Source organism: Acinetobacter sp. CWB-B33 (assembly GCF_039655955.1).
GTDB lineage: Bacteria > Pseudomonadota > Gammaproteobacteria > Pseudomonadales > Moraxellaceae > Acinetobacter > Acinetobacter bouvetii.
Genome location: NZ_JAGFEU010000004.1, coordinates 182,787 through 200,598, shown reverse-complemented (window position 1 = coordinate 200,598; position 17,812 = coordinate 182,787). Strand labels below are relative to the sequence as shown.

At 46.3% G+C, this 17,812-nt stretch carries 22 protein-coding genes; 10 read left to right on the top strand and 12 right to left on the bottom strand.

Going from position 1 to position 17,812, the window contains the following annotated elements; genetic code table 11:
- Entirely contained in the window at window positions 1-1,356 is a 1,356-nt protein-coding gene (locus JZ784_RS13080; protein ID WP_346315165.1) for an MATE family efflux transporter, read from the top strand.
- A gap of 88 nt (window positions 1,357-1,444) precedes the next feature.
- On the opposite strand, the gene JZ784_RS13075 is transcribed toward JZ784_RS13080, so the two are convergent.
- Window positions 1,445-1,654, bottom strand: a complete 210-nt coding sequence (locus tag JZ784_RS13075) for a DUF1737 domain-containing protein (protein WP_005013079.1) — start codon at window positions 1,652-1,654, stop codon at window positions 1,445-1,447.
- Between the two features lie 199 nt (window positions 1,655-1,853).
- On the opposite strand from JZ784_RS13075, the gene JZ784_RS13070 reads away from it, so the two are divergent.
- Window positions 1,854-3,152: an AarF/ABC1/UbiB kinase family protein gene (locus JZ784_RS13070; RefSeq protein ID WP_346315164.1), complete on the top strand. Its 1,299-nt coding sequence runs from the start codon at window positions 1,854-1,856 to the stop codon at window positions 3,150-3,152.
- A 145-nt stretch (window positions 3,153-3,297) separates the two neighbouring features.
- On the top strand, window positions 3,298-3,552 hold the full coding sequence (locus JZ784_RS13065; protein ID WP_005013081.1) for a type B 50S ribosomal protein L31: 255 nt from the start codon (window positions 3,298-3,300) through the stop codon (window positions 3,550-3,552).
- A 157-nt stretch (window positions 3,553-3,709) separates the two neighbouring features.
- On the opposite strand, the gene crcB is transcribed toward JZ784_RS13065, so the two are convergent.
- Window positions 3,710-4,087 carry a fluoride efflux transporter CrcB gene (crcB, locus tag JZ784_RS13060; RefSeq protein WP_219190614.1) on the bottom strand — a complete coding sequence of 126 codons (378 nt, stop codon included), beginning with the start codon at window positions 4,085-4,087 and terminating at the stop codon, window positions 3,710-3,712.
- Between the two features lie 158 nt (window positions 4,088-4,245).
- On the opposite strand from crcB, the gene JZ784_RS13055 reads away from it, so the two are divergent.
- The gene (locus tag JZ784_RS13055) at window positions 4,246-4,578 is read left to right on the top strand and encodes a HopJ type III effector protein (protein ID WP_346315163.1); all 333 of its coding nucleotides are present in this window, start codon (window positions 4,246-4,248) and stop codon (window positions 4,576-4,578) included.
- A 228-nt stretch (window positions 4,579-4,806) separates the two neighbouring features.
- On the opposite strand, the gene JZ784_RS13050 is transcribed toward JZ784_RS13055, so the two are convergent.
- Together JZ784_RS13050 and JZ784_RS13045 are read right to left on the bottom strand one after the other, a co-directional pair.
- On the bottom strand, window positions 4,807-5,214 hold the full coding sequence (locus JZ784_RS13050; protein ID WP_346315162.1) for a protease inhibitor I42 family protein: 408 nt from the start codon (window positions 5,212-5,214) through the stop codon (window positions 4,807-4,809).
- Between the two features lie 55 nt (window positions 5,215-5,269).
- The gene (locus JZ784_RS13045; RefSeq protein WP_346315161.1) at window positions 5,270-5,830 is read right to left on the bottom strand and encodes a hypothetical protein; all 561 of its coding nucleotides are present in this window, start codon (window positions 5,828-5,830) and stop codon (window positions 5,270-5,272) included.
- Between the two features lie 285 nt (window positions 5,831-6,115).
- Here JZ784_RS13045 and JZ784_RS13040 point away from each other — a divergent pair, with 285 nt between their 5' ends.
- Window positions 6,116-6,739 (top strand): class I SAM-dependent methyltransferase, encoded by a 624-nt coding sequence (locus JZ784_RS13040; RefSeq protein WP_346315160.1) that lies wholly within the window; start codon window positions 6,116-6,118, stop codon window positions 6,737-6,739.
- 33 nt (window positions 6,740-6,772) lie between these two features.
- On the opposite strand, the gene JZ784_RS13035 is transcribed toward JZ784_RS13040, so the two are convergent.
- Both JZ784_RS13035 and JZ784_RS13030 read right to left on the bottom strand, forming a co-directional pair.
- A complete protein-coding gene (locus JZ784_RS13035) occupies window positions 6,773-7,366 on the bottom strand; it encodes a hypothetical protein (protein ID WP_346315159.1) in 594 nt (197 codons plus the stop codon).
- A 12-nt stretch (window positions 7,367-7,378) separates the two neighbouring features.
- Window positions 7,379-7,846: a Holliday junction resolvase-like protein gene (locus tag JZ784_RS13030; RefSeq protein WP_005013093.1), complete on the bottom strand. Its 468-nt coding sequence runs from the start codon at window positions 7,844-7,846 to the stop codon at window positions 7,379-7,381.
- Window positions 7,847-7,968: 122 nt separating this feature from the next.
- Between JZ784_RS13030 and JZ784_RS13025 the strand changes: the two genes are divergently transcribed.
- The 4 genes from JZ784_RS13025 to yccS all read left to right on the top strand — a co-directional run bounded on the left by JZ784_RS13025 (window position 7,969) and on the right by yccS (window position 12,917).
- Window positions 7,969-8,613 carry a ParA family protein gene (locus JZ784_RS13025; RefSeq protein WP_130143947.1) on the top strand — a complete coding sequence of 215 codons (645 nt, stop codon included), beginning with the start codon at window positions 7,969-7,971 and terminating at the stop codon, window positions 8,611-8,613.
- 124 nt (window positions 8,614-8,737) lie between these two features.
- Window positions 8,738-9,868, top strand: coding sequence for an AI-2E family transporter (locus tag JZ784_RS13020; protein ID WP_171065543.1), 1,131 nt, complete (start codon window positions 8,738-8,740; stop codon window positions 9,866-9,868).
- Window positions 9,869-9,985: 117 nt separating this feature from the next.
- Window positions 9,986-10,546 carry a superoxide dismutase [Cu-Zn] SodC gene (sodC, locus tag JZ784_RS13015; protein ID WP_346315158.1) on the top strand — a complete coding sequence of 187 codons (561 nt, stop codon included), beginning with the start codon at window positions 9,986-9,988 and terminating at the stop codon, window positions 10,544-10,546.
- A 220-nt stretch (window positions 10,547-10,766) separates the two neighbouring features.
- Window positions 10,767-12,917, top strand: coding sequence for a YccS family putative transporter (yccS, locus tag JZ784_RS13010; RefSeq protein WP_346315157.1), 2,151 nt, complete (start codon window positions 10,767-10,769; stop codon window positions 12,915-12,917).
- Between the two features lie 55 nt (window positions 12,918-12,972).
- Here the strand turns inward: yccS and JZ784_RS13005 are convergent, their stop codons facing one another.
- Window positions 12,973-13,113 carry a hypothetical protein gene (locus JZ784_RS13005; protein WP_346315156.1) on the bottom strand — a complete coding sequence of 47 codons (141 nt, stop codon included), beginning with the start codon at window positions 13,111-13,113 and terminating at the stop codon, window positions 12,973-12,975.
- On the opposite strand from JZ784_RS13005, the gene JZ784_RS13000 reads away from it, so the two are divergent.
- Window positions 13,112-13,411, top strand: a complete 300-nt coding sequence (locus JZ784_RS13000) for a DUF3817 domain-containing protein (protein ID WP_346315155.1) — start codon at window positions 13,112-13,114, stop codon at window positions 13,409-13,411. The genes JZ784_RS13005 and JZ784_RS13000 overlap by 2 nt on opposite strands.
- A 55-nt stretch (window positions 13,412-13,466) precedes the next feature.
- Here the strand turns inward: JZ784_RS13000 and JZ784_RS12995 are convergent, their stop codons facing one another.
- From JZ784_RS12995 to JZ784_RS12975, 5 genes are all read right to left on the bottom strand, one after another.
- On the bottom strand, window positions 13,467-14,696 hold the full coding sequence (locus JZ784_RS12995; RefSeq protein WP_346315154.1) for an MFS transporter: 1,230 nt from the start codon (window positions 14,694-14,696) through the stop codon (window positions 13,467-13,469).
- A gap of 274 nt (window positions 14,697-14,970) precedes the next feature.
- Window positions 14,971-15,834, bottom strand: a complete 864-nt coding sequence (locus JZ784_RS12990; RefSeq protein ID WP_346315222.1) for a pirin family protein — start codon at window positions 15,832-15,834, stop codon at window positions 14,971-14,973.
- Between the two features lie 87 nt (window positions 15,835-15,921).
- The gene (locus tag JZ784_RS12985) at window positions 15,922-16,290 is read right to left on the bottom strand and encodes a hypothetical protein (protein WP_346315153.1); all 369 of its coding nucleotides are present in this window, start codon (window positions 16,288-16,290) and stop codon (window positions 15,922-15,924) included.
- A gap of 26 nt (window positions 16,291-16,316) precedes the next feature.
- Window positions 16,317-17,315, bottom strand: a complete 999-nt coding sequence (locus tag JZ784_RS12980) for an AbiH family protein (RefSeq protein WP_346315152.1) — start codon at window positions 17,313-17,315, stop codon at window positions 16,317-16,319.
- Window positions 17,316-17,409: 94 nt separating this feature from the next.
- Window positions 17,410-17,781, bottom strand: coding sequence for a hypothetical protein (locus tag JZ784_RS12975; RefSeq protein ID WP_346315151.1), 372 nt, complete (start codon window positions 17,779-17,781; stop codon window positions 17,410-17,412).
- Window positions 17,782-17,812: the final 31 nt, after the last annotated feature.

Sequence of the window (17,812 nt, the reverse complement as noted above, 5' to 3'; positions counted from 1 at the left end):
GTGTCAAATGCTGCATCTGCAACAACCAACTCTTATGAAATTAAAAAACTGTTTCACTTGATGCTTCCCATTTTAGTGACTCAGTTTGCGCAAGCCGGCTTTGGACTGATTGATACCATTATGGCCGGACATTTATCCGCAAACGATTTAGCCGCCATTGCGGTCGGAGTCGGGCTGTGGATTCCGGTCATGCTGCTGTTCAGCGGCATTATGATTGCCACCACGCCGCTGGTTGCAGAAGCCAATGGCGCGCGTACGCCGGAAAAAATTGCCATTATTGCGCGCCAGTCCTTATGGGTTGCGCTGATTCTGGGGATTATCGCCTGTTTAATTTTGCAAATGGCGCCATTTCTGCTGCCTGTTTTAGGTGTGCCGGAAGCGCTGCTGCCTAAAGCCAGCTTATTTTTACATGCCATCGGCTTAGGCATGCCTGCCGTGACCATGTATGCGGCTTTGCGCGGCTATTCAGAAGCCTTGGGATTCCCCCGCCCAGTCACTGCCATCAGCCTGATTGCGCTGCTGGTGCTGATTCCGCTGAACTTTGTCTTTATGTACGGCCTTGGCCCAATTCCAGAATTGGGCTCCGCAGGCTGCGGTTTCGCCACGGCGATTCTGCAATGGCTGATGTTCTTTGCATTGGCGGCCTATGTGCTCAAAGGCCAGGCCTATCAAAAAACCCAGCCCTTTGCGGTTTTTGAACGCATCGACAGCTATTGGGTAAAGCGGATTTTAAAACTGGGCCTGCCGATCGGCTTAGCAATTTTCTTTGAAGTCAGTATTTTCAGCACCGCGGCGATTATTCTCAGCCCGCTGGGCGAGATTACCGTTGCGGCGCATCAAGTGGCCATTTCAATTACCTCGCAGCTGTTTATGATTCCCATGTCCCTAGCAATTGCCTTGACCATCCGCGTCGGCACCTATTATGGCGAACAGAACTGGCTGGCCATGCGCAAAGTGCAATTTTTAGGCTTAATCACTGCGACCGTACTGGCGCTGGCCACCATGAGCCTGCTGTGGCTGCTGCGCTATGAGATTGTCGCGCTGTATACCAGTGACTATGACGTGGCCGCGGTGGCCGTCTATTTAGTACTGTTCGCTATCGCTTATCAGCTGATGGATGCTTGGCAAGTCAGCGCCGCAGGCTGCCTGCGCGGCATGCAGGACACCAAAGGGCCGATGTGGATTACCATGGTTGCCTATTGGATTATTGCCTTCCCTGTCGGCATTTATTTGGCGCGCTTTACCGATATGGGCGCAGCTGGCGTTTGGACTGGCCTGATTGTCGGCCTGACGGTAGCTTGCGTACTGCTTCTCAGCCGCTTATTTATAAATAACAAACGGCTGATCTCCAGTTAAGCCATCCTTGACATGAAGGAGCTTGCATCAAGCTCCTTCATCAATCCGCATCATCTGAACAGCCATGTTCAGAACACAGCATAAAGGCTTAAAGCTGATCAACCGCCTTTTTTAAGCCTGCCGGCATTTCAGACTCATCCTCTATCTCTTTCATAATCACCTGCCCCACTATCACATCCGCACCATTGAACGTCATGGTCGGCGAACCATACAGCTCATATCCTTCATTTAAGGCCTTGGTGACCCGGGCGCAGAAGTTCACATCATCTTTTCCCGTCAGGTATCTATACATTTTCATTCAGCATTCACTTCAATATTCCGCTTCAGCCTATTCTAAGCTGCGCTGTGCATAATGGAAAAAAGAAGCCGTTAAAATCTGTATTTTTATGATAAAGAATCAAATAGAAACATAGATTTAACATTTTAAAGTAGGCAGCGGATGGATAAGCGCCTATGATCAGAAGCATATTTAAAAATTCAAGCTTGAGGCATCACTTATGGCAAAAACGGCAAGTACACCCGGCCGCCGCTTTATGAAACTTGCCAGCATGACAGCAAGTATTGCAAGCAAGACAGTTTCCAATTCGATTAAAAACCTAACTGCCGATGAAGAGCAGAAAAATGCTTCCCGCAGCAAAATGTTTCAGGATATTGGCCTGCAAATTGCCGACACACTCGGCGAAATGAAAGGCGCGGTGATGAAAGTCGGTCAAATTGCTTCGCAATACAAAGACATTTTCCCGCCTGAAGTCGCCAAAGCCATTGGAAAACTGCAGCGTCAGGCGCCACCCATGCCCTTTGCAGAAATTAAAGCGCAAGTGGAAAAAGAACTCGGTCAGCCGCTGCTCAGCATCTTTAAAAGCTTTGAGGAAACGCCTTTTGCAGCTGCCTCCATAGGCCAAGTGCATAAGGCGCTGCTGCCTGATGGCCAGCAAGTGGTGGTCAAAGTGCAATATCCCGGAATCGATGAAGCCTGCGACAGTGACTTAAAGCAAGTCCGTTTAGCCTTGCGCCTGATGGGTGTTCTGAAAATTGACCGCAAGCTGCAGGAGCGGCTATTTAACGAAATTCAGGAAAGCTTGGATAATGAGCTGAACTATGAAATTGAGGCGCAAAATTTAGAAGTTGCCCGCGCTTTCCATGAAAAACTCGACAGTAAAATCATTATTCCGAAAGTCTATAATGATTATTCGTCACGCCATGTGCTGACATTAAGCCTTGAACAAGGCGAAAGCATTGAAACCGCCAGCAGCTGGCCGCTGGAAACCCGCAATGCCTTAGGCCGCCGGCTCTTCCGCGCCTTGGGACAGGAAATCTTTTTCTTGAAGCGTTTTCACTGCGACCCGCATCCTGGCAACTTTGCTTTCCGGGAAGACGGCACGGTGATTATTTATGATTTTGGCGGGGTGAAAACATTGTCCAGTGACATTGTGCATCACTTTAAAGAACTGATTCAGGCTGCCCGCGACAGCAATATTGCAGAAATAGAAAACCAGCTGGATGCACTGCACTCCCTGTCAGAAAAAGGCAAATTCCCTGCTGAGCTGTATCAGGCATGGCTGGAAGTGCTGATGCGCCCCCTGACTACGCAGTATGATTTTGCTGAAAACTCTGCGCACCATGACGGGATCAAATTGGTGAAATCGTCCTTGAAATACTGGGATGTCTTTAAGCCTTCGCCAGATACGCTGATGGTCAACCGTACTGTATCCGGCCATTACTGGAATATGATTCATTTAAAAATGCAGGACAATTTATCAGATCTGTTTGAAGAGCTGGTGCCGCCGCGCGCATAGGCTTGGATGCAAGCCATGCCCGCAGCATCAGCAGGCAAGTTAAGATCTGCTGTTGCCCAGTTACAGAAATTAACTGGGCATGATTTGATTTTTTAATTGTTATATTATAACATTTCATTAATTCAAAATAACTGGGAGCCTCCGCATGCGTGCCAACATTCATCCAAATTACCGTGAAGTGCTGTTTCATGACACCAATGCCAACGCGTTCTTTGTTATTGGCAGCACCTTAGAAACTGCACAGACGCGTGAGCATGAAGGCAAAACATATCCTTATGTGACTTTGGATATTTCCAGCGCATCTCATCCTTTTTATACAGGTGAACAGCGTCAAACCAGCAATGAAGGCCGTGTCGCCAGCTTTAATAAGCGCTTCGCGCGTTTCAAACGCTCACAATAAGTTCATATTCAGTTAAGGTTTTGCTTTTAAAGTAAAACTATTGAGAAGCCTAAGACCCCTCCTCCAGCTTAGGCTTCTTTTTTTATGTGCAATTTCTGATAACCGCGCAAATTTTAAAGCCCATGCCAAAACATTTTTTGAGTGCGGCGCTGTATTTTTAATTTTTCAAAATCGCCTGAAATAAGTAGAAGCCCAAGCTTAAAACCATGACGCCAATCATTAAGCTGGAAAATGCATAGCCCAAAGCCATGCCATTTTGCCCCTGCCGCAGCAGCTGAAAAGTTTCTAAGCCAAAACTGGAAAATGTGGTGAATCCGCCCAAAATACCCACCATTAAAAATAAGCGGGCTTCCTGCTGCAATACAGGATATTTTTGCGTGAATGCGAAGAATATGCCTGCCAAAAAACAGCCCAGCAGGTTGACTCCCCATGTCGTCCAAGGAAACAGGCCATTCGGCTTAACCAGCCAAACACTCGCTGAGTAACGGCAGCACGCTCCGATAGCGCCGCCAAGGGCAACCAATAGCCAATTCATGATGATTCCAAATTTATTATGAACAGAAATACGCCTGAGCCTGCAGGCCATTCCACCACTATAACGCAAAAAATCAGCGTATTTCTAATGAATCTGAGACTGAAAACTTGCTATATTGCCCCTGTTTTTACTTATTTATTTTAAGGATTGAGAAACTCATGGCTCAAGAATTATTGAACCAGCTTCATGCTGGCGAAGCGAAGTTTGCAGATGTCATCGCCTTCATTGAAGCGCGCTATGCGCATACGCCGACAGCATTCAAAAATGGCCAGCAGGCCAATGGCGCCAATGAAAACCAAGGCAGCGCGAAAGTATTTTCTTTTGCTCAATTGAATGGCCTAGACCAAGCGCAAACTTTAAGTTTATTTGCAGAACACTATGCAGCGGTATTGGCAACGCCTGAAGGCGCCGATCATCAAAATATCCGCCAGTTTATGCTAAATGGCTGGGATGGCATTCAATTTGAAGGCCAAGCGCTGACAGCGAAATAATATACCCGCCGTATTGTTGAAGTTCGACTGCTCATTGATACGCGGAAGCCAGCAGGAATGCTGGCTGTTTTTCTGTGATGCAGGGATGCATCATCAGAAAAACAAAGGGCTTTTGTTACTTTTGGCCCGACAAAAGTAAAGTCACTTTCCAATCAGATCTCATAGCCCCAATGAGAACCAATAGCACTGACTGAAGCCAAAATAAATCTAATGATTTAAAGCAATACATTAAGAAATTCGAACTCGGCATTTCCACTCATCAATTGCTGTATTTTCCCACGCACGCGCATGCTTCAAATGCAGCTGCTCTTGGCCGGCCTGCAAGGCTGTAAAGCGGTAAATTTTCTGGCCGCCTTTGCCCACTGTCGGCACTTCGGTTTTCGTTTGATCTGACGCGTAAATTTCTTCCATCTTGAACAGTTTTGGATTCTCTGCCACGGTCCAAACATAGCCTGTGCTCGGGTTCTCATCCAAAATCACTTCAATGGTCTGGCCGCGGTCCATTTCCAGCAGCGCAGGACAAGACTGCTGTCCGGTAAAAATATGGGTTTTGCCATCTACAGTTGAACTCATGCTGCTGCATCCCGCTAGACCTAAGCCCAGCACTGCCGCCAGACTTAGCGCTTTTAAATTCATAACCTTAACCTTTGTTTTTCATCGCCGCTAAATTTTGATTTTTGTTCAATACGCCTTAGCTTTTGACCCGTTCAATCCATTGAATGGAATCGACACGGAACACTTCGCACGCGCCATCGCCGGTATCGGCTGGGGTCAGTGAGGAAGTCCACACCAGATCTTTATCTTTGATTTCCACCAAATTGCCTTGTAAGCGCACCAAGTCTCCGCGTTTAACAGTTTTGATTTGCTTGGCAATCTCAGGATTGGACGGAATGATATGCATATTGGAAACCATCATCATGGCCTGCTTTTCAGGCACAGGCACTTTGTCCATCCGCCAGTTTAAATAGCGGTCATATTGATTGACTGTAATGTGGCGCGCAATTTCAGGTTCAGCAAACAGGCCCCAGCTCACCGCATAATCAATCGGCGAAAACTTTGCCTGCTCATCATTGGTATACTGCTTAGACCCTAAAATACGGAAATCGCCCTTAAAAGGCTGAAGTACCGAAATAGACTGGTCTTTGGCGGTCGGCGCCAAGCCCTTGGCAATATTGTAATCTGCCGATGCATGCACGCCCGAATTCAGCAGCAGCGCAACAGCAGCTGCACTGAGTAAAATACGTTTAATCATCGGCTTACCTCTTCTGTCTTTGCATTTAAATTGCGCATTCATCGCTTTAGCCCTTCCGCTTAAAACGCTGCGGGCAGGATCAGATTCATTCACCTGACATTACATACGCCAAATTAAATACAGCTTAAATATATAGCTTGAGCATAGTTGTAACTCTATATTACGCAAGAAATCTGAAGAAACCTTAGCGTCTTGGTAACAATATGAAAGAATCCGTCAACGCAGGCTTAAACTCAGCCGCAAGTTCAGCTAAGCTTTGGCAAACAGCAATAAAAAAGAGATTCAATGATTTATAAATTTTATCAGCAGCATATTTTCCCTCATGTGCTGAATCAAGTGATGCAAACCCCGAGCCTGATGGATAAGCGCCGCGAACTGCTGCTGCCCATTTCAGGAGAGGTCTTGGAAATTGGCTTCGGCACAGGCCTGAATCTGCCATTTTATCAGCAGGTCAATACGCTGTATGCTTTAGAGCCGAATCCGGATATTTATCATCTCGCCCTGCAGCGGCTGCATGAAACGCCTTTCCACGTGCAGCACATTCAAGCCAGCGCGGAAAAACTGCCTTTTGCAGATAATAGCTTAGACCATATTGTCAGCACATGGACGCTGTGCAGCATTGCCCATTTAGAACAGGCGCTGGATGAAGTCTACCGTGTGCTGAAAGTGGGCGGAACCTTTCATCTGGTAGAACATGTTTTGCATAATGAACGGCCGAATATTCAGCGCCTGCAAAATCTGCTGACGCCGATTCAGAAGCGTCTGGCCGATGGATGCCACCTCAACCGCGATATTGAGCGCGCATTAAAAGATGCAGAACTGAAACTAAAAGAATGCCAGTACTTTGATGCTGCCGGCATTCCTGCCATCGGCCAGCGCATGCTGCTGGCCCGGGCCGTTAAACACTAAAATATCAAGCATCAGGCGCTTAGGCGGCGGCTGTTATTTCAAAATCTGAATAAACGTGATTTTTACAATAGCGCAGTGCGGTCTGGGCGGCGCGATGCTCATGCCTGTGACGAAAAGCTTCCCCGTTTTTAACTGCGTGACCTCGGCATATTGCCCTTGTAGCTCTACGCGCTGTCCCGCTTTTAAACGGCGCAGCTGTTTGGCAATATGTTCATTGGATGCTACCGCGCTGATATTCACACTGTCCGCGCGGACGTCATCCGCGGTTAAGCTGGAATTGGGCTGCAGCATAAAGGTATAGCAGTGGCTGTGCTGGTCAAAGTCAACCTGTTTCAAATGCTGAGGATTTGCCAGCGCCCCTTGAGCCAGCAGAACATCAACATTGCTGAGATAGGCCAGGTCATTGAATTCCCCTACCCACGCAGAAGCCTTATACAGCGCACGGCTATGCGGCGCATAAAAGCGCTGCGCAGCGACGGTAAAGCGCCCTGAAAATTCACGGCGCGCTTCGACGTGGAAATTTTTCAATACGCCAGGCTGCTCCAGATGGGGAATTTCCCTGAAATATTCTTTCCAGCCCCAAATCAGCGCCGCCAGTGCAGCCAATGTCCATATTAATTGCTTCATCTTGAACTGCGGCTAGTCATCAAAATTAATCCGTATCGTTTCAAAGCGGATATTCCCGGCGGCGATGGCCTGTGCAATCGCCTGCTGGCCTTTGGTCAAGCGCGCGCCGCCGCTTTTAATATCAATCAGCACGACTTCAATGTCTTCCGCCAAGCCATCGCCATCGCGGTAATCGGTATAGCCGTCAAAGACAATATAGTCCACAGGATCGCCGAGAAATTTAGCGTCACTCGGCAAATACTGAAATTCAGGCAAGATCGGCGCCAGCTGCTCGGCCATTTTGCCTTTCAATACCGCGCGGCTGGTGTTGACGCTGCGTTTCTGCGCTGCAGCCAAAGCCTGCTGATGCTCCAATTCAAGCTCTGCAATGTACTTTTCATATTCTGCCCGCACCCGCCCATTGCGTGTATTGCTTAAAATCAGCGTCGTCAGCACCACACCTATGCAGGCGCCGATCAGCATTGCCATCCATACGGACATGATCTTTTTTCCTAAATTAAAACATGCATCTTTGAATTGCGCTGCGACTTTTGTCATGACCCCTATTCAGCGCTGAAAAGAATGATATGCTAGGGCCGAGCAGAATAAAATCATTTAGGGTCATGAAAACAATTTTAGTTGCCAATCAAAAGGGCGGATGCGGTAAAACCATCACTGCGATCAATCTTGCATCAGCATTGGCGCAAAAAGGCTATAAAGTGGCTTTGGCCGATGCCGACAATCAGAAATCTGCGCTGCAATGGCTCAAGCAGCGCCCCGATACGGCAGCGCCTATTCAAAGCTTAGACTGGCGCCATGAAAAATCGATTGGCGATACGCCTAAAAATACCGAATATTTGATTATTGATGCCCCAGGCGCGCTGTCCGGCGAACATGCGGAACAGCTGGTCAGTGAAGCGCATGCCATTATCACCCCGCTGCAGCCTTCTTTCTTTGATATCGACTCGACCCGGCGCTTCCTCAAGCATTTGCAGGAGATTAAGCGCATCCGCAAAGGCAAAGTGCAGATTCTGCTGCTGGCGAACCGCGTTAAGCCCAACTCCGCAAGCTCTAAAGACATTCAGGATTTTTTCAATAAAATTGAGCATGAACCGGCCGCCTGGATTTCAGAACGCACCGCCTATGGCCAGCTGGCGATGCATGGCCTGAGTATTTTTGATAAAACTCAAAAGAATTATTTAAGCATGCAGGCGCAATGGCAGCCACTTTTAAATGCTATTATTGATGATCCAAGCAATTGGTTTTAATGCAGAATCAACGCTATAGGCATTGAACGGATCAATTCATCCAATACTTACCAAGCTCTCATATTCGAGTGCTTTTTTTTCAGTTAATATGGGTTCCCGGCCCAAGTCAGTGATCATGAATTCAGTGCACCAGTACGCGCCTACCTTACAAAAAGTCTTATTGTTTGGGCTGTTTTTTGCCCTGCTCTTCCTAAGCTTCAGTGTGCTGAAATACTTTATTGTGCCTGTCGTTTGGGCCGCCATTATTGCCTATATGACTTGGCCGCTGTATCAGCGGGTTTTGCGCACGTGCAAACAGCGTTCCACCCTCAGCGCAACGCTGATGATTTTACTGGTGGTTCTGGTGGTGGGCCTGCCGGTCATTTTTGCCATTTTCCTGCTGCAGCATGAAGGGCGAAACCTGTATTATGAATTGCAGAAACAGGTCTTTTCCGGCCATGTGAATGTGCCTGACTTTATCCGCCAGCTGCCGTTTATCGGCAAAGAAGTGTCGCGTACTTTGCGTGAATTGAATAATGATCCGAACAGCATTATTCAGTCTGTACAGCTGTGGATTCAAGGCCATCTCAATTACGGTAAAATTCTGCTGAATGAAGTCAGCAAAAATATCTTCAAACTGTGCTTTGCTGTCATGTCGCTGTTCTTCTTTTACCGTGACGGTCAAACCATTTTAGGTCAAGTCAGCAAAGCCTTGGAAATGGTGATCGGGCCGCGCGTGCATCACTATCTTTCAACGATTTCCGATACCACCCGCGCTGTCGTTTACGGCGTCGGCCTAACAGCGGTCGCGCAGGCGGCTTTGGCCGGCCTCAGCTATTTTGTTGCCGGTGTGCCTAACCCTATGTTGCTGACCATTGTGACTTTTGTACTGGCGCTGATCCCTTTCGGCCCCCCCGTCGCCTATACTTCGGTTTCTCTGTGGCTGTTTTCACAAGGCCAGACCATAGAAGCGATTGGCGTCATGGCCTGGGGCGTTTGCATCGTGAGCACCGCCGACAACGTGATCCGTCCGCTGGTGATTTCTGGCGCAACACAAATTCCATTCCTGCTGATTATGTTTGGCGTACTGGGCGGACTGGCCAGTTTCGGCATGGTGGGCTTATTTGTCGGCCCTGTGATTTTGGCGGTGCTGCTGGCGATTTGGCGTGAATGGCTGCATGAGACCCACATTGAGCCAGTCATGATGCCAAAGGCCACCATGGCGCATGACTTCGATTCTGATTTGGATGACATCAACTCTCCGCCCAAAAAATAGGCGGAATTGACTAGGCGCAAGCGCTCATCCGTTACAAACCTGTCACGGAAATCTCATGGCATTTCTAATTTTGATCTGTTTCAATCATTTAGTTGATATTAGAAAGGATGCCCAAAGATGACGCCATCTTTGCTGAAATTCAAACTGAGTGCAGTCTGCACACTGGCTGCCTTATTCGCCGCGGGCTGTTCCACTACTGCAACCTTGCCTGCAACAGACCATGAACAAACCGTGATTATGCATGCGGTAAGCGCGCAAGGTGTTGGTGCGGAAATCGGAACGATCTCACTGCATGACAGCCCTGCTGGACTGGTGATCCGCACCAGCCTAAGCCAGCTGCCGCCTGGCCCGCATGGCTTCCACATTCATGAAAAAGGCTCTTGTGACCCTGCCATGAAAGACGGTAAAGCCGGCGCTGCTTTGGCGGCAGGCAGCCACTACAACCCCAATCACGCGCCCCATCACGGCAACCCGCTGACTGGACATTTGGGTGATTTGCCTTTGCTGAATGTGGCCGCAGACGGTACAGCCAACGTGACTCTGCTGGCGCCGCGCATTAAAGCCGCCGATGTGCAAAATTTAGCGATTATGGTGCATGCGGGCAGTGACAACTATTCAGACTCCCCCAAACCGCTTGGCGGCGGCGGTGACCGCATCGCTTGCGGTGTGATTCAATAATTCAGACAATATTCTTTTTTCTGGATGTTCTGTGGATAAGTCTTCAGTTATTCACAGCCCAAACAGCGGATGATAAGTCCGTTGTTTTTTATCATTCAACCCCTGCGGCATAGATGCTTAACTCCAGATTTCTGATGTTTTTCTTTTGATATTAAATTGACAGTTTTTACAAATCAGTTCAGGCTTATTACATAATAAATTTGGCCTTGATCCTTCAGCCTTGAACAGCGTCCGCCAGTGGTTTCAGCCTTTCCAATCCAATGCAATGCTTATTTATTGCCTGCAGATCTGCATTGTTTTAAGCGGGACCACCCTCGGCTTATACTTTTTAGGCCTGCATCAGCTGATTGTTCCTGTGACTTTAGGCGCGATCGCCACCGCCCTGACTGATTTTGACGACAGGCTCAGCATCCGCCTGCGCAATTTAGCTTATGTCTGCATCCTGTTTTTCAGTGTCAGCAGCATTCTAGATTTTCTGCATCCCTATAAATTCCTCTTTATTTTATACCTGTCGCTGTCCAGCGCCTGCTTCATTTTAATGGGCGCGCTGGGACAGCGTTATGCAGCGATTTCCTTTGGCACCATTCTGCTGTCCATTTACACCATGTTTGGCTTGGGAGAATACGCGCAGTGGTATTTCCAGCCCAGCTGCTTTGTTCTTGGCGCGCTGTGGTATGGCTTAACGGCGATTCTGTTTTACCTGATCAAGCCGACGCTGGCGGTTCAGGACAATCTATCGCGCTGCTTTGATCAAATTGCAGATTTACTGAATGCCAAGGCCCAGCTGTTTGATCCGGATAATCAAGACAATGTTGAAGCCCTGCTCTATGGCCTATCGATTCAGAACAGCGCCGTGGTGCAAAGCTTGAACAGCACCAAAAGCTCTTTATTGACCCGCTTGAAAGCGTCCCGCGCCAACAGCAGCACCATTTATTGGCTGAATCTGTATTTTTTAGCGCAGGATATTCACGAGCAGGCAAGCTCCAACTATCTGCATTATGAACAGCTGCATCAAAACTTCAGCCGTACTGACCTGATTTTCCGCATTCAGAAAAATATCCGCCTGCAGGCCTTGGCCTGCCATGAACTGGCGCAATGCATTTTACGCAATGACATTTATCAGCCCAGCGCCAAGGCCAGTCTGGCGCTCAGCCATCTGCACAGTTCGATGCAGGATTGGGTGCGGGATAATCCGTATAATATTGAAGTAAAAAACCTGCAATTGATTTTAAATAATTTAGACAGTGTGCATGAACGCTTTCTGCATCTGAATGAATTGCAGAACCGCCAGCAGCAGCGCTATCAGCAGCATATCGACAATCTGAATTTATACGATGATGATATTCACGGCTGGCATGACCTCTGGCTGAAATTAAAACAGCATTTAACGCCGCAGTCGGCGCTGTTCCGCCATGCGGTGCGCATTGCCTTTGTGTTTGCCGTCGGCTACAGCATTTCCCTGCTGCCCTTTGCTCAAAATGGCTACTGGATTTTGCTGACCAGTTTATTTGTCTGCCAGATGCGTTACTTTGCCACAAAAAGCCGCTTAAAAATGCGGACTTTGGGCACAATACTGGGCGTAATGCTGGGCATGCCGATTTTATATTTCGTGCCCAGCATAGAGGGGCAATTGCTGCTGACGGTCATTTTTGGCGTGAGCTTTTTTTACCTGAGCGCAAAAAAATACGCCATGGCAACCCTGATGGCCACTTTAATGGTGCTGCTGATTTTCAATTTAAAAGGCGCCGGCTATGCCATTATTTTGCCTAGAATTGCAGACACGCTTTTAGGCTGCCTGATTGCCTGGTTTGCCGTCAGCTTTATTTGGCCGGACTGGGATTTCCGCAACATCTCCGCCACCATTAAAAAGAGCGCGAATGCAACCCTGAATTATTTTGATGCAGTGGCGCAGCAGTATCAGCATGGTCACGACAACAGCATTGCGTACCGCCGCGCGCGGCGCGCAGCGCATAATGCGCAGACCGAGCTGGCCAGCATGATTTCCAGTTTAAGCACCGAACCTAACCCAAATCCGGAACTGATTCATTACGCTTTCCGCTATTTGGTGTATAGCCATAGCCAGCTCAGCTATATTTCAGCGCTGGGCAGTCACCGCGAAAAAGTACAGGATGCACAAGTGCTGGACTTAATGCTGTGGTGCAAAAATACCTTAATGCATGCTTTGCTGCATCAGCGCACGCTGCCTGAGCTGGAAATTCAACAGAAACTGCTGGAAATTCAAAACTTAAACACACAAGCGCAGCTCAGCAGCCGGCTGCAGCTGGTCTTAAAGCAAATCAGCCTGCTGCTGGAAACCTTACCAGAACTGCTCCATTTGCAGGCCGAACTGCTGCGTCAGGACATTCAATAAAGCGCCTATTCAAAATCACGTTAAATTATTTTTGAACTGAGCAGCGCTGTGATTTTTAAAAATCTGCAGCATAAAAACCCAGCGCTAAGCTTGGTTTTAATATCTGATTCTTATCATAATCGTTCAATAAATACGGTTCTTTTTCAGCTTTAAATTCAGTACACTCAGTGCTCATCCTCATTAAAGCAGTGACCATGAATATCCAAACTTTACGCATTGTTGGCGCGCTCGAAGGCATTTCTTTTCTGTTGCTGCTGTTTATTGCCATGCCCATGAAATATTGGCTGGATAATCCAATTTTGGTTAAATACATCGGCATGGGGCACGGGCTGCTGTTTATTGGGTTTCTGGCTGTGCTGTTTGCCGTGTGCGAAAAGCAAAAATGGTCTTTAAAAATGTTTTTACTGGGTTTGATTGCATCTATCCTGCCATTTGGGCCTTTTGTTTTTGATGCAAAATTAAAAAAAATTGAACAGCCTCAGGCAGACGCTTGAGTCTGATCCAATAAAAAAATCCCTCATTGCTTGAGGGATTTTTTTATGACGGGTGTTAAAACTCCCCTTCCGCCTTTCTTTGCTGCAAGACGCTGTTCAATACACCGCGCGGGAAACTGAACCACAGTGCAATAAGGGCAAAGCATGACACCCCGTATGCCCAAATATGGAAGTGTTCATACAGCACACGCACCAGTTCAATCACGATAAAGAAGCAGAACATCATCAGCACGGAAACGGCAGCCGCAACGGTGCCTTTTGAGACTTCGGAAGACATTAAGGCAAAGCGGTACAGAACTGAAAAACTGATGCCTTCGCCAAAACTGACCAGCGTCATGCCTAAAATAGCGCTATATAAAAAGTATTGCGGGAAAATGCTCCCCAACAGTACGGCAGCCGTGCCGATCAGCATCAGCGGCAAGCCAATCAAGACGGTTTTGCCTAAAGGCAGCTTGTCGATGATTTTAATCAGCACGATATTGCCGGCAATCAGCCCGCCCAGCACAGGAAACTGCGCCAAGCCATATTGCATGCTGCTGAGCCCCAGCTCTTCGACCAGCATGACTGGAGACAGCGCAATCCACAGCATCAGCGGCATCGCGACCATCGGCAAGCCTAAAGTCAGGCCCAAAAAGCGCTTATTTTTAAAGACCTGTTTGAAGTCATCTAAAATATAGCCTATTGGCTGCTTAGGCATGCTGCGCTGCTGTTTCGGCATTTTGGCTTTCAGGCCAAACCAGCTTAAAAAAGACAGCAAGGCAATGCCGATAAAGCCCCAATGCCATGACACATGATCAATGAGAAATGCGCCCAGCACCGGCCCCAGCAAAGGCGCCAGCAGGGAAATATTCGCCATCAGCGCCATCACTTTAATAGCATCACGCTCTTCAAAGGTTTCCTGAATGGCCGCATAGCCCACAGCGGAAATGACCGACAAGCCAAAGCCCTGCAAAAAACGCAGGGTTAAAAAGCTTTCAATGCTATGAGTCAGCAAAATAGCTAAACAGCACAGGGTAAAAAATGCCACGCCGCCCAGCAGCACTTTTTTCCGGCCCAGACGGTCGGACAGCGGGCCTAAAACAGCCGCAACACAAGCGCCGCCCAGCAGATAAAAGGACATGGACGATGGCGCCCAAGAGCTGCTTACGCCAAAATCTTGGGTAATGGCGAGCATCGCGGGCTGGACTAAATCGTTGCCGATATAGACGGAAAATTCAAATAAAACCAGCGCCAATGGGAACATTAAGGTGGCACGGCTTAACTTTTCAGTATGTACGTTTTGCATTGTTATCTACATATAGGATGCGTACAGGATTGGACTTGGCCTATTTTCGGGGAGAGACACGTCAGCCCAATGCAAGCACTGTAATAAATAATTAAAATGTGGAGATCGCGGGAGATCCGCAATGTTTCGCGCCGTATTCACAGGACGCTTAAAAGAAATAAAAATTCAGGGTGAAAAAATGAAAACTTAAGCCTGTACACCCGCAGGTTTAAGTTTCTGTATTTTAGCAGTGTTTGCTCTTCTTGTATTGTAACTTTTGTTAAGCCGTCATCCGTCAAGGCTGAATGAACTGATTATTTTTCAGGTCTTCGTAGGCCTGCAATATTTCATCAAAATGATTCATCACAAAATAGCCCCGCCCATAAATCGGCTCGTTTAATGGAGCAGCGCTTAAATATAAAATTGCGCAGTCCCGCTGGGCAGTCAGTTCAACCTGTTCACCGCGGCTCGACATGACCGCCATGCCTTGATCTTCTAACTCTTGATCTTCTGCCTGAAAAGCGGCTCGGCCGGAACGCATATAAATCAGCGTGGTGTCGCCCTCTTGCGCAGGCAGCTGAAGCGTGTGGCCTTTGCGCAGGAATATATCGTAAACCTGCATAGGGGTATGGGTTTGCGCGGGGCCAGTTTGCTCTTGGTATTCCCCTGCAATCACACGGACATAGCCTGCAGCATGGGCTAAATCCACTTTGGGGATGCTGGCGTTGTCTAGGCTTTGGTAGCGCGGCGGATTCATTTTGTCTTTGGCCGGCAAGTTGACCCACAGCTGCAGCATTTCAAAGGGCCCGCCGGTTTGAGAAAAAGCTTCGCTGAACACTTCTTTATGAATGACTCCAGAAGCAGCCGTCATCCATTGCACATCGCCTGCAGAAATGATTCCGCCGCCGCCCGTAGAGTCACGGTGTTCTAGTTCACCTTTCAGTATAATGGTGACAGTTTCAAAACCGCGGTGCGGGTGTTCATCAACGCCTTTGCGCAATGCGCTGGGTTCTAATGTGCTGGGGCCTATATGGTCAAGCAATAAAAAGGGTGAAACGGTATTGCCCAATTCATAGTGGGAAAAAATCGAGGTGACTGGAGCAAAGTCACCTACGGCAGAGCGTGCAGTTTCAGTGTGAATAAAGGCAAGGGTTTTCATATTGTTTTTAAGCATTATTTGATGTTTTGAGCTTAGCCTAACCGACTGGCAGATTCGATAGGCTAAGCAGGTTTCAGTATCGCAGTTTTAGGACACCTGATCCAATCTTACATTTGCAGTTTCACCAAATTTAATTTCAGGATTAGGTTTAAAAGCCAGCCATTTATTTTTCATCCATTGCTCGACTTTGTCTTTTCCTAAAATGGCTAATAAGTTGTTTAACAAATCAAATTTTGCTGTCTTATTAAAATGGTAAACGATAACTCTTACATTTCGATCTATATCATCATTTAAGCTAAACAAATCAATAATGTAATCCTTATCAGAAACATCTAATGAGTGTCCCCAAATATAAAAATTGAGCTCTAAACCTTGTGCTAAGGTTTTTTCTTTAATTTCTGCTTGCAAAGCCCTTATATAAGGCTCCCCCATTGGTGCCATCAGTTGTTTATTCAAAGATTCAGTTTCTTTCTTATTTAATTTTATTTTTCTTTATATGAATCCAAAAATAGGTAATCAGTATCTTTAAACAATTTTTGATGGTATTTGGTAAACCCAAATGCTTTAATTTTTTTTAAGCCATCATCTTCAATATCAGAAATACCTAAAACAATATTTTGATACTGACCATGACCTCCATGTAGATATTCAACGTCTACTAAATCATAAATACGCTGAAATGTATTCGTATAATTAAATGAAAAAATTTTATCAGGATAAACCCAATCCTTTGAATCTATTCCAAGTAAGCAATTAGCTGTTAACTGCGATACGATCAACTCTAAATACAAATCAAAAATTTTTATAAATTCTTCTAACTGTTCATATGCAAATGATAAAAATAATACTGAATTCATTCCATGACTATCATTTCTTCCATAACAAAATTGTTTATTAAATCCATTTCTTTGCCCCTTTATTTCAAAAATATTAAAACTTTCCAAAATTATAGTATTCTTTTTACCTACGTCTTTCTCCCACTCACTCATACTAAAAGAGTTTGATGAGTTTCTATTTTGCTGTTCAATAAATGGAATTGCCTGAGCAAAGCTAAATATGACTTCCTCGATTTTTAATTCAAAATCAATCCAAGTTTTTACTTCTTTTACATGCTTTTTAAAATATTGATACCAACGATTTAACTCTAAACGACATTGTAATTTCAAAACATCTTTTGTTGATATTTTAATGTTTTCAGTTAAATAAAATTCTTTCGTTTTCTCAATAAAATTGAATTCTCTTGTTTTAGAAAAAAGTGCATCAAAACTCATTGCATAATCAGGAAACTCCCAATCAGTTCTTTTCTCAAGCATTTTATCTATTTTTTCCATCCATTCATCAACCTTATAAATTGATAAATCCTTGATTTTTTGCCCTGTATCTTTTTCCTCGATTGCTCTCATCACATCCATAAAATGATCATACTTCGTCGGCAAATAGTGCGACAAATCAAAACCGTTTCCGACAATCAAAATATTCATTTATTGTTATTCCCCAAATACAAAAAAGCGCATCCACCGATACGCTTTTTATGAGGCATTACAGCCTAAATTTCAACCATAAATCAAAGATTGATTAAGGACATTTCGCAGCCTGGAAAGTCTTGGTATTTTTACCGCGCGCACACTGATATTCTTTTTGTGTACTGGTACGTTCCCAATCACCTTCTACATGTTTAAAACGGTAAATCGTGCGGACTGAACGTACAGAATCATCCATTAATCCCGTTTCAGTCACTTTCACTTCTGCCGCCGTTGGCGATTCAACACTGTTAAAGTACTGACGGATTTCGACCGTCGACAATTCTTTGCGTAAATCTGAACGCTCTTTCAGCACTTGCGCCAGCGGCGTATCTGTATTTCCAACTTTATGCACAATTTTCTGTGTGGTCGCACACCCCGAAAGAATCCCGACACACAATGCAGATGCTGCCAATATTCGAAACATAATTCTGACCCCAACTTAAAATTTCCAACTC